Annotated in this window: 11 protein-coding genes, 1 rRNA gene and 1 pseudogene; 9 read left to right on the top strand and 4 right to left on the bottom strand. The window is 43.2% G+C overall.

Going from position 1 to position 11,863, the window contains the following annotated elements; all coding sequences use genetic code 11:
• The 4 genes from ssuD to QTA56_RS15515 all read left to right on the top strand — a co-directional run bounded on the left by ssuD (window position 1) and on the right by QTA56_RS15515 (window position 3,648).
• The gene (ssuD, locus tag QTA56_RS15500) at window positions 1-1,176 is read left to right on the top strand and encodes an FMNH2-dependent alkanesulfonate monooxygenase (RefSeq protein WP_267981889.1); all 1,176 of its coding nucleotides are present in this window, start codon (window positions 1-3) and stop codon (window positions 1,174-1,176) included.
• A complete protein-coding gene (gene ssuC / locus QTA56_RS15505) occupies window positions 1,173-1,976 on the top strand; it encodes an aliphatic sulfonate ABC transporter permease SsuC (protein WP_267981890.1) in 804 nt (267 codons plus the stop codon). Before ssuD ends, ssuC begins: the two co-directional genes overlap by 4 nt.
• A gap of 15 nt (window positions 1,977-1,991) precedes the next feature.
• A complete protein-coding gene (locus QTA56_RS15510) occupies window positions 1,992-2,792 on the top strand; it encodes an ATP-binding cassette domain-containing protein (RefSeq protein ID WP_267981891.1) in 801 nt (266 codons plus the stop codon).
• Between the two features lie 244 nt (window positions 2,793-3,036).
• A complete protein-coding gene (locus QTA56_RS15515) occupies window positions 3,037-3,648 on the top strand; it encodes a TetR/AcrR family transcriptional regulator (RefSeq protein WP_267981892.1) in 612 nt (203 codons plus the stop codon).
• 48 nt (window positions 3,649-3,696) lie between these two features.
• Here QTA56_RS15515 and QTA56_RS15520 read toward each other — a convergent pair whose 3' ends face one another.
• Window positions 3,697-4,263 (bottom strand): phosphorylase family protein, encoded by a 567-nt coding sequence (locus QTA56_RS15520; RefSeq protein ID WP_267981893.1) that lies wholly within the window; start codon window positions 4,261-4,263, stop codon window positions 3,697-3,699.
• Window positions 4,264-4,447: 184 nt separating this feature from the next.
• Between QTA56_RS15520 and ribF the strand changes: the two genes are divergently transcribed.
• The 5 genes from ribF (at window position 4,448) to QTA56_RS15545 (ending at window position 10,022) form a co-directional block, all read left to right on the top strand.
• Window positions 4,448-5,449 (top strand): bifunctional riboflavin kinase/FAD synthetase, encoded by a 1,002-nt coding sequence (ribF, locus tag QTA56_RS15525; RefSeq protein ID WP_267981894.1) that lies wholly within the window; start codon window positions 4,448-4,450, stop codon window positions 5,447-5,449.
• Window positions 5,450-5,509: 60 nt separating this feature from the next.
• A complete protein-coding gene (gene ileS / locus QTA56_RS15530) occupies window positions 5,510-8,347 on the top strand; it encodes an isoleucine--tRNA ligase (protein ID WP_267981895.1) in 2,838 nt (945 codons plus the stop codon).
• 4 nt (window positions 8,348-8,351) lie between these two features.
• On the top strand, window positions 8,352-8,882 hold the full coding sequence (lspA, locus tag QTA56_RS15535; protein WP_267981906.1) for a signal peptidase II: 531 nt from the start codon (window positions 8,352-8,354) through the stop codon (window positions 8,880-8,882).
• A 1-nt stretch (window position 8,883) separates the two neighbouring features.
• Complete coding sequence (locus QTA56_RS15540) at window positions 8,884-9,366, top strand: FKBP-type peptidyl-prolyl cis-trans isomerase (RefSeq protein WP_267981896.1); 483 nt, start codon at window positions 8,884-8,886, stop codon at window positions 9,364-9,366.
• Between the two features lie 113 nt (window positions 9,367-9,479).
• On the top strand, window positions 9,480-10,022 hold the full coding sequence (locus QTA56_RS15545) for an NADPH-dependent FMN reductase (protein ID WP_267981897.1): 543 nt from the start codon (window positions 9,480-9,482) through the stop codon (window positions 10,020-10,022).
• A 264-nt stretch (window positions 10,023-10,286) separates the two neighbouring features.
• Here the strand turns inward: QTA56_RS15545 and QTA56_RS15550 are convergent.
• The 3 genes and pseudogenes from QTA56_RS15550 to rrf all read right to left on the bottom strand — a co-directional run bounded on the left by QTA56_RS15550 (window position 10,287) and on the right by rrf (window position 11,858).
• Window positions 10,287-10,512: pseudogene (locus QTA56_RS15550) on the bottom strand (ankyrin repeat domain-containing protein).
• Between the two features lie 118 nt (window positions 10,513-10,630).
• Window positions 10,631-11,566 (bottom strand): hypothetical protein, encoded by a 936-nt coding sequence (locus QTA56_RS15555; protein WP_267981898.1) that lies wholly within the window; start codon window positions 11,564-11,566, stop codon window positions 10,631-10,633.
• Window positions 11,567-11,743: 177 nt separating this feature from the next.
• A 5S ribosomal RNA gene (gene rrf, locus QTA56_RS15560) occupies window positions 11,744-11,858 on the bottom strand.
• Between the last annotated feature and the right edge of the window lie 5 nt (window positions 11,859-11,863).

Below are 11,863 nucleotides of genomic sequence, written 5' to 3' on the forward strand. Positions count from 1 at the left end.
ATGAATATTTTCTGGTTTATCCCCACTCACGGTGACAGTCGTTATCTAGGCACCAGCAAGGGTGCGCGTCAGGTCGATCATGCCTATATGAAACAGATTGCGGTGGCAGTCGACAACCTGGGCTATGATGGCGTACTGATTCCAACAGGCCGTTCCTGTGAAGACCCGTGGATTACCGCTGCCAGCCTGATTGATGCCACCAGACAACTTAAGTTTCTGGTGGCCCTCCGTCCAGGGATTACCACGCCTGCGCTCGCCGCCCGCATGGCAGCGACTTTCGACCGTCTTTCCAATGGTCGTATCCTGCTCAACCTTGTCACAGGTGGAGATGAGCAGGAACTTAAGGGCGATGGCCTGTATGAGGACCACAGTACCCGTTATCAGACAGCTTCTGAATATGTCAAAATCTGGCGTGAAATCCTGACCCGTTCGCATACAGGTGAAGCTTTTACTTTTCATGGTGAACGCTTAAGCGTCGATGATGCCAAGCTACTCTATCCACCTGTACAACAGCCTTATCCCCCGTTATGGTTTGGTGGCTCATCCGAAGCGGCGACTGAGCTGGCAGCAGAACAGGTTGATACCTATTTAACTTGGGGTGAACCACCTGCCGCAGTCAAGGAAAAAATCCAACATTTACGTGCCAAAGCTGCCGCTAAAGGCAGAACCCTAAATTACGGCATTCGCCTGCATGTGATTGTACGTGAAACCAATGAACAGGCCTGGGCAGCGGCGGATGAACTGATCCAGTATCTGGATGATGCCACCATTGCCGCGGCACAGAAGAAATTTGCGCAAATGGATTCAGTGGGCCAGCAACGCATGGCTGCACTGCATGGTGGACGTAAGGATCAACTGGAAGTTTCGCCAAACCTTTGGGCAGGCATTGGTCTGGTTCGCGGTGGTGCAGGTACGGCATTGGTGGGTGATCCAGCAACGGTGGCTGCAAAAATTCAGGAGTATGCAGATTTAGGCATTGATACCTTTATTTTCTCAGGCTATCCACATCTGGAAGAATCGATTCGTTTTGCGGAACTGGTGTTTCCACTCTTGCCACTGAAAACACGTAAGAAACTGGCACAACCGCACTTAACAGGACCATTTGGGGAAATTATTGCCAACAACTACGTCCCTAAGACCACGGAAGAAAAAAATCTGGTCAAGGAGACAGCATGAGTGCAAAAGTTTTCTTAAACAATGTTTCACGTGGAACACAGCAGCTCGGCAAAGGCCTGTTACCGTGGCTGTTCCCAATCCTATTGATCACCATCTGGCAAATTGCTTCAAGTACAGGCTTACTGCAAAGTCGGGTTCTGCCCGCCCCCACTGCTGTGGTCAGTGCCTTTTGGCACCTGCTCATCAGTGGTGAGCTTTGGCAGCATGTCAAGGTCAGTGCTGGACGGGCTTTACTCGGCTTATTGGTAGGTGGGGGGCTGGGGCTAGTTCTCGGCTTGCTGAATGGCTCATCCCGTGTTGCATCGACGTTGCTGGACACTACTTTGCAAATGATCCGCAACATCCCTGCACTCGCCCTGATTCCACTGGTGATCTTATGGTTTGGTATTGATGAAACCGCGAAATTATTTCTGGTTGCTGTCGGCGTATTCTTCCCGATTTATATCAATACTTATCATGGGATTCGCTCGGTAGACCCTCAACTGATTGAAATGGGCAAAAGCTATGGCCTCAATCGTTGGCAACTGTATAAAGACATTATTTTACCAGGTGCCATGCCCTCCATTTTAGTGGGGCTACGTTTCTCTCTCGGTTTGGTGTGGGTGCTACTGATTGTTGCTGAAACCATTTCCGCCCAGTCAGGCATTGGCTATATGACCATGAATGCACGGGAGTTTTTACAAACTGATATCGTACTGGTGGGTATCCTGCTGTATGCCTTGCTGGGGAAACTGGCCGATGTCTTTGCACAACTGCTGGAACGTTATTTATTACGCTGGCATTCGGGTTATCAAAAATAATAAGGGAAAATAAACATGAGCAACCTCAATCTAAACCTATATGAAAATAATTTTATCCAGCCGATTATTGAACCAGACACCACAAGCGCCCCAGCCAATGGTGCAGATATCCTGATTGAGCAACTGTATAAGTTCTATGGCGATGTCAAGGTGCTTGAGGATCTGGATTTAAACATTCAGGCAGGCGAGTTTGTTGCCATTGTCGGGCGCAGTGGCTGTGGTAAAAGCACCCTGCTACGCCTGATTGCGCAACTGGAAAAGACCAGCTATGGTGAAATCAAGTTCCAGTCCGCACGCAACTTCCGTGAGGGCATCACCAGTGACGACATTCGGGTGATGTTTCAGGACCCACGCCTGCTGCCCTGGAAAAGTGTCTTGCAAAATGTGCAACTGGGATTGGCCAAAAGTCAGCATGGGCTTGCAGAGCAACTTCTAGAAAAAGTCGGCCTAAAGGAAAAGGCTGCACAATGGCCTGCCCAGCTATCAGGCGGTCAGCGTCAACGTGCCGCACTGGCTCGGGCATTGTCACATGCACCGCGCATCCTGTTGCTGGATGAGCCACTTGGCGCACTGGATGCACTTACCCGTCTGGAAATGCAGAACCTGATTGAACGCCTCTGGAAAGAACAGGGCTTTACCGCAATTCTGGTGACACATGATGTCAGTGAAGCAGTACAGCTTGCTGACCGAATCATTCTGCTGGATCAAGGGCATATCGCACACAGTTTTCAGGTCAATCTTCCGCGTCCACGCAAAAAAAGTATTGCTTTTGCCCAGTTGGAACAACAGGTCCTTGATGCGGTTTTAGCTACCTAAAACCGCTTTTGCCCATCTCAAAAACCACACATCAAGAACAATAACCACTCGACAATTTTTCGCAATGACTGAGAAATTATTTACAAAATATGTCTCACCTATTTTAGATTTCAATAATTATCAAACACATCGTGACTACTGGTCTGGCAATCCCTGCTTTTTCGATAAAAAAATGCGGTTATTTTGCACAAATCTGCCAATTTATCTTACAATGTCAATGACATTTTTTGAATCAAGCTCGCAGATGGAACAGAAAAAGAGTACACAAAAGCGCAATCAACTGCTGAATGCTGCCCTGGATGTTTTTTCCGTCTATGGATTTAGTGGTGCAAGTCTGGATGAAATTGCACAACTGGCAAATATGCATAAATCCAATATCTTTTATTATTATGAAAACAAAGAGTCGCTGTATGTTGAAGTGCTCACCACCGTACTGCAAAAGTGGCTGGCACCCTTACAGATATTGGAAGTCGAGCTTGAGCCAACTGAGGCCTTAACCCATTATTTGATGCAAAAAATCGAAAGTTCAAAAGATCAACCCAAAGCTTCTCGTTTATTTGCATTGGAAATCATTCAGGGTGCACCACATATTTTACCGATTTTAAAAGGTCCATTGAAAAAGCTGTTTAAACGCAAAACCAAAGTGATTGAGACTTGGCAGGAACAAGGCAAATTATCCAAAGAAATTGATGCAGAATTATTAATTATCAATATTTGGGCAATCACCCAAAACTATGCGGATTTTTCTACTCAAATGGAAATGGTCACAGGCAAGACCCTGCGCAACCGCAGTATGTATCAACGCACCATTGAGCATACGGTACACTTGATGCTGTATGGCGTATTGCCACGTTAAAACCAGAAAGCATTGAACAGGCCTATCTCAACAGATAGGCTTTTTTATTTAAAAATGGGTCTGGTATAAGGCCAATAATTTCTGTGCCCCCACCAGCAGATTTTCCTCCCAGTCCAGATGCGCGGTATCGTTGGCCCCATCGGTAATATACTTGACTGAAATCAGGCGCACCCCAAGCTTCTGGCACACTTTGGCAAGGGCATAGGCTTCCATGTCTACCAGATTACAGGATATTTTTGGCTGCCCTGTTTCAAAGGAGTCGCCTGTACCACAAATGCCTTTAGGTAAATGTTCAAAATGTGGCTGTGCATGAATTTCGGCAGGAATGTCCTCATCCATTGGTGTCACGCCCACGGCAAACCCCAGTGGTGACACATCCATGTCCCGTTGCACAAAGGTAATCACCTCAACCAGACTGTGTGCATCAAAGTGCGAGCTGCCCGCACTGCCTAGATTGATCAGGGTTTTACAGCCAGTTTTCTGAATCACCTCAAAGGCTTTAAATGCCGCATTGATTTTGCCAATGCCACTATAGTGAACCTGAATGCCTGCCTGTTCAAACAGGCCCTTTGATTCATTCGGCAATGCCATAATTAAAGCAATCTCAGACTGCATCGTGATCACCCAACAATTTAAAATGCGTAGTGTAGCGGATTATCCAACAGAATGAAGCAGGGTCAGCAATTGCCCTAGAAACCTATTCTCCGAATTTTTTGCTGATGAAAAACACAACAACAAGACGAAACGCCGAGAATATGGCAATATATAGCCTTTGCAAAATTCACTGTATTTAACGCCCATGAAGTTGCTTCGTCTCAACGCATTATCGCCAGATTTTCAGTTAGCCCCAACTGCGGTCACGATTGGCAATTTTGATGGTGTCCATTTGGGACATCAGGCGATGATTGCCCAGCTTAAAACGCTGGCAAGCGCCAAAGGCTTAAAAACACTGGTGATGATTTTTGAGCCACAGCCACTCGAATTCTTTCAGGGCTATGATGCCCCACCACGCATCAACTCCCTACGTGAAAAAGTAGAATATTTAACAGAGCTGGGCGTGGACTACATTGCTGTGGCAAAGTTTGACCAGCACTTTAGAAGCATGAATGCCACCGCCTTTGCCGATTTGCTCAAAAACAAACTGAACGCACAAAGCTTGGTGTTGGGTGATGACTTCCATTTTGGCAAGGACCGTCAGGGCAACAGCGAGTTTCTACGCGAATATGGCTTTGATGTCACCAATTTAAATACAGTGGCATTGAATGGAGAACGGGTCAGTTCAACCCGTATCCGTCAGGTTCTACAGCAGGGCGACCTTGCTTTGGCGGCAAAGCTGCTGGGCCGTCCCTACAGCATCACGGGACGGGTGCAATATGGCGACCAGATTGGACGCACCCTTGATTTTCCAACCATCAATGTCCGTTTAAACCGTCACAAACCCTGTTTAAATGGCATTTATGCGGTGGATGTGTTGTGTGAAAATGCCTCACTGACCACAAAGATCAAACATGCGGATGCAACACGAAATGGCATCGCAGGCTACCAAAATGACAGCCTGTTTGGCGCAGGGCATGTGGGAACCCGACCAGCCATCAAGCAGCAACAGCCTGAATGGCGATTAGAAGTACATTTCCCTGATGTTTCTGCTAATCTGTATGGCTTGTTGATGCGGGTAACCTTTCTTCACTATTTACATGGTGAACTGAATTACCTTTCGCTTGAGGCACTCAAAGCTGGAATTGATGATGACGTGCAGAAATTACGGGACTACCGTAAGCGCACAGCAGAATTTCCTTTTTAAATTTAATTTTCATTTGTAATACATGTCAGTTTAGACTGATAAAACTGGAAGAAAACTTGCATGAGCGATAAGCAAACTCCTGAAAATGCAGTGGATTATAAAGCCACACTCAATTTGCCAGACACTGAATTTGCCATGAAGGCAAACTTGGCTGTGCGTGAAGCCAAATGGCTGGAAGAGTGGTATGCCGACAACATTTATCAGCAGATTCGCGCATCGCGTATTGGCAAGAAAAAATACATTTTGCACGATGGCCCTCCCTATGCCAATGGTCAAATCCATTTAGGTCATGCGGTGAATAAAGTCTTGAAAGACATCATTGTCAAAAGCCGTGTGATGGATGGCTTTGATGCACCTTATGTACCTGGTTGGGACTGTCACGGCTTACCGATTGAACTGAAAGTCGAAGAAAAAGTGGGTAAGGTTGGTGTAAAAGTAGATGCATCTACGTTCCGCAAAGCCTGCCGTGAATATGCTTACACCCAGGTTGAATTACAAAAGAAAGACTTCGTGCGTATGGGAGTATTTGGGGATTGGGATAATCCATATCTTACGATGAATTTTAAGCAAGAAGCAGACATCGTTCGTTCACTGGGTGCAATTGCCAAGGCAGGTCACATCGAACCTGGCCTGAAACCTGTGAACTGGTGCTTGGACTGTGGTTCTGCGCTAGCAGAGGCAGAAGTTGAATACGAAGATAAAAAATCTGATGCGATTGATGTGGGTTTCACCGTTGTTGATCTCAAAAATTTAAGCGCACGCTTGAATGTTGATGTTCAAGATGTGACTGATATTGTGATTTGGACAACTACACCGTGGACCTTACCTGCCAACCAGGCAGTTGCGGTACATGCCGACATTGACTACCAACTAGTACAAGTCTCGACTGATCATGGCTCGCAAAACTTTATTCTTGCCAAAGATCTAGTTGAATCAGCAATCGAACGTTATCAGCTTGAAAATCCAGTGGTACTGACTGATTTTAAAGGCTCAGCAATCGAAAATTTATTATTACAACATCCATTAATTACTGATCGTCAGGTCCCAGTGATTGTCGGTGAACACGTTATTGCCAGCAGTGGTACAGGCGCTGTACACACTGCACCTGGACATGGTGTGGACGATTATAAAGTCGGTTTACAGTACAATCTAAAAGTGGATAACCCCGTCGGCGGTAATGGCGTATATTTACCAACTGCACCGATTTTTGCGGGCGAGCACATCTATAAAGCCAATCCAAAAATTATCGAAGCATTAGGTGCTGTGGGTCGTTTATGGGCACATCAGCCAATTAAACACAGCTACCCACATTGCTGGCGTCACAAAACACCCATTATTTTCCGTGCAACACCACAATGGTTTATTAGCATGGATGCCAAAGGCTTACGTCAGACAGCCTTGAATGCGATTGAAAATGACATCGAGTTTGTTCCTGATTGGGGTAAAAATCGTATTCAGTCGATGATTGAAGGCCGTCCTGACTGGTGTATTTCACGCCAACGTACCTGGGGTGTACCGATCCCGTTCTTTGTACACAAAGATACGAATGCTTTGCATCCACGTACCCCAGAACTCATTGAAGAAGTTGCAAAACTGATCGAAGAAGAAGGGATTGATGGTTGGTATAACCGTGAGGCCAGCGACTTCATTGGTGCAGATGCTGAACAATATAACGCAGTCCGCGATACATTAGACGTTTGGTTTGACTCTGGAACAACACACTACGCAGTCCTACGTGAACGTGAAGAGTTACAAGATCCTGCTGATCTGTATCTTGAAGGTTCAGACCAACACCGTGGCTGGTTCCAATCTTCATTGTTAACTTCAATTGCGATCAATGAACGTGCACCATATAAAGGCCTGCTCACCCACGGTTTCGTCGTGGATGATAAAGGTCGTAAAATGTCTAAGTCATTAGGCAACATCATCACCCCACAAGACATCATCAAAGATATGGGTGCAGATGGCTTACGCTTCTGGATCGCTTCTGCCGACTATCGTTATGAAATGACGGCTGGTAAAGAAATCTTTAGCCGTGCCTCTGATGGTTATCGTCGTATTCGTAATACCTTACGTTTCTTGTTGGCAAACCTGAATGGCTTCAAACCATCAACAGATGCCTTACCGGTAAACGAATTGATCGCATTAGACCAATACATCTTGCAACGTGCTGCTGAAGTGCAAAAAACAATTCAACAAGCCTATGAAGAGATGAATTTCCATATTGTGACCAATGCATTGACCAACTTCTGTATCAATGACTTAGGTGGCTTCTATCTCGACATTATCAAAGATCGTCAATACACCACCAAAGCCAACTCACAAGCACGTCGTTCTGCTCAAACAGCGCTGTATCATATAGTCCAAGCTTTTGTTCGCTGGATGGCACCAATCTTGAGCTTTACCGCGCAAGAAGCCTGGCCATTGATTCCTGAACAAACTGACAAATATGTGTTCACGGCTGAATGGTATGACATCCCAACCGCATCAACAGCAAACTTACTGTCTGAAGCAGATTGGCAAACATTGATTAGCGTAAAATCAGCAGTAAATAAACAGATTGAAGCCGCACGTAACGCTAAACTGGTCGGTAGTAACTTATCTGCTAAAGTTGAACTTTGGGCAGATGAAGCTTTACAAAAATTGCTAAACCAATTGGCTGATGAATTACGTTTTGTCTTGATCACCTCTCAAGTCATCGTTCATCCATATGCTGAACAAGGCGAAAGCACAGACCTCGCAGGTTTAGGTGTGAAAGTTTCAGCAGCAGATGGTGAAAAATGTGTACGTTGCTGGCATGTGCTGCCAGATGTCAATACGCACGTTGGCCATGCTGGTTTATGCGCTCGTTGTATTGTCAACGTCACAGGCAGTGGCGAAGTGAGAAAATATGCATAATTCTGTGCAATCAAGCCCAGCAAAGAAAAGCTTATTTCAATTTTATCCGCATAACCTACTTTGGCTTGGACTTTCTGTCCTTGCCATTGTATTGGATCAATGGACCAAATGGATTGCCAGCTCGCATTTAAATTATGCCGATCCCGTTCCAGTACTGCCTTTTTTAAACTGGACCTTACTGCATAATCATGGCGCAGCATTCAGCTTTCTGTCAGATGCGGGTGGTTGGCAACGTTACCTGTTCACCTCTTTAGCAGGCGTGGTCTCGGTTATTTTCATTTTCTGGCTGATGCGTATGCCTAAGAAAATGATCGTTCTACCTATGGCAATTGCCTTGATTCTAGGTGGTGCAATTGGCAATCTGATTGATCGTGTCAGCCTTGGTTATGTGGTTGATTTTATCCATGTTTACTACCAAAACAGCCATTTCCCAGCATTCAACCTTGCCGATAGTGCGATTACCCTAGGCACAATTTTGCTGCTGATCGATACGTTCTTCCTTGAGAAGAAACGCAACCAAAACGCGGATGCATAAGATGACTGAAATTATCCAACCAAACGAAGAAATTCGTATTCAAGATGGCTCAAAGGTCGACTTGCATTTTTCTGTTTCAATCGAAAATGGCGTTGAAATTGACAACACCCGTAACCGTGAAGAGCCTGTAAGTCTGGTCATGGGTGATGGCAGTTTATTGCCAGGATTCGAAAAAGCTTTATTTGGTTTACGTGCAGGTGACCGCCGTACTGTACATTTACCGCCTGAAGATGCCTTTGGTCCGTGGAATCCTGAAAACATCCAGACTTTCGATACCGTGAAATTTGAACAACGCCCTATTGTTGGTCATATGATTGAGTTTGAAGACAAGGCCAAGGCAACACTTTTTGGTGTAGTAAAATCGGTCAATGATGACATCACCGAGATTAATTTTAACCACCCCCTCGCAGGTAAAAACATTACCTTTGAGGTTGAAATCTTTAAGGTCACCCCTGCTGGACAGCAAGGCGTTCAATTGATGTAACACAAAAGCTCTCAAATGAGAGCTTTTTTAATCAATAAACAATTATAAAATCATTTAGATTTATTCAATTGCATTAAAAATCAATCCAACATCACAAATATAGGAATCCACCCATGCTTATTTATATTATCGTTGGCAGTGTTCGTGAAAATCGTACCGCCATTAAGATCGCCAATTGGCTACACCAAGAGATTGGCAATTTTTCCTTAAAAGACATCCAAACAGAAATTATTGACTTAAAGGAATGGGATTTACCAATTTTTGCAGGTGCCCACCCACCCGCGACTGGAATCTATGATCAACCGAAGCAACAGCAATGGGCAGATAAAATTGCCACGGCAGATGCATTTATTCTTATCAGCCCTGAATATAATCATGGCTACAGTCCAGCCCTTAAAAATGCACTGGATTACATTGGGAAAGAATGGCAGGGTAAACCCGCAGCCTATATCGGCTATGGCTCAACCAATGGTTCACGTTCGATTGATCAAATCCGTCAGGTAGGCACACAACTTGGACTGATTGATTCCAACGCAGTTCTTGAAATCCGAGATATCTTTAAACGAAACCAAGCGGAAACTTTTGAGGCAAATGAATTTGAGATTAAAGCACTCAAAGCAATCATTGAAAAATTACAGAAATACCATGTGAGATAAATGTAAGCTTAAACTTACAGTAATCAGGGTCATTAACGAATATACGGCTCTCAACTTTAGTTTTAATATACGAATCATAGAGAGACAGGAAGTCTCATTCAGAACAACAAGATGCACAGGATGTGGTTGTTTATAGGAAATAAACGACAATAAACTGAATATAAAGGAAGCCCTGTCAGGATGATGGGGCTTCTTTTTATCTATTATTTTTATGCATGATTTAAAGACTTTAAGATAAGCAATTACTTCTTCATGCTCTGCCATTTATGCAAGCTGTAATGCGGTGTACTCGCCTTTATAAGTGACATTTGCGCCTTTACCCACAAGTAGCTTCCCCCACCAGTAGCTGCCTGTAGCGCACTATAGTCGTCGTCATCAGTCGGTTGAGTTCTATCCCCTCATCCAATAATTGTTCGACTTGTTCCACATCACCCAGTGATGCCCAATAAACAAGCTCAGAAAGATGTAATTAATCATCATCTTCAGGCAGTGGAGAGAAAGAGTAAGTTTCAGAAAATTTACCATCATCTTAAATTTTGGTAATTTCTTAATTTTGCAAAATTGTTTCTTTATATGGCGACAACAGAACAATTATCGATAAAAATTTTTCATTTTAATATCCTAAAAATCTCTCCTAATAACACATCAAGATCACTTCTAAACTCTACTTGTGTATTCTTTGGTAATGATTCATTTCTTCTAATAGGTTGATGTAAGAAAGAATCACTAATATTTCTTGATGAGTTTTGCAAATACTGAAGAGACTTCTTTAGTGATTTACTACCATATTGGCTTGAAACTTCTGAGAAAGTATTAAGCTGAAATATTGGTGGTACATGATCAAGAATACTACGAACAAGCATTGCGGTTGAAAAATATGCTTCGTTATTATAAGCAATATTTAACTCTTCACATAATCGAATAAGTTTACATAAATCATAATTAATCCCTTCTAAACCTTTTAACTCTTCTATTCTTTTAGAACTTACAAAATTTGAATTTGTAGGTAAATCATTCATATGGCTAGTTTGAGAAGGCATTTTACTGCTGATAATTTTTTTTAGTTTTTCTAAAACTTGAAATTTATATTCATATGATTCGTCGTCAGAAGATGTATATTTACTTTCTAAATTTCTTAAACTCACATTAGTAACTGCTTCTATTCCAATACAATTTAAATTTGCGTCAATTAAAAAATCTAAAAAATACTCAGAAATTTTAGCCCAATGTTTAGCCGCAGATACATATTCAATATCTGCATCTAAAACGTCTTTTCCAGAATACTGTTTATCATGAATAGCTAATATTTCAGAGAAATCCCTCCATGTATTTGGTATTTCAAATGAATTATAAATTAATCTCATTTTCCTATTGAGAATTTTTATTTTTTTTGGAAAATCATCTAAACGGGAGACCGAAACAGTTCTTGTTGGTGTTATTAAGTTGAGCCTCTTAAGCTCATCACATAAAGAGTCTAAGTTCAAACGAAGTTGTTGAATTTCTAGTTTAATATCTGGAATTAACTGAATTAATGTATCTGTCATATTTTAGTCTTATTACAAGTAATAATAGATTATAACAATGATGTATCAAATAAAAAATTAAATAATAACTTAGATAACAATTCGTAAAGCTATTTAGTAGGGCTTCTTATAATTTGCACAACCACCCAATAAAAAACACCCCCTCTGCATTAGCGGAGGGGGTGTTTTGTATTTAAAAGCTGGCGATGACTTACTCTCACATGGCAAACGCCACACTACCATCAGCGCGGGGAGGTTTCACTTCTGAGTTCGGGAAGGGATCAGGTGGTTCACTCCTGCTATTGTCGCCAGCAAACT

The organism is Acinetobacter thutiue, from assembly GCF_030385805.1.
Lineage (GTDB): Bacteria > Pseudomonadota > Gammaproteobacteria > Pseudomonadales > Moraxellaceae > Acinetobacter > Acinetobacter corruptisaponis.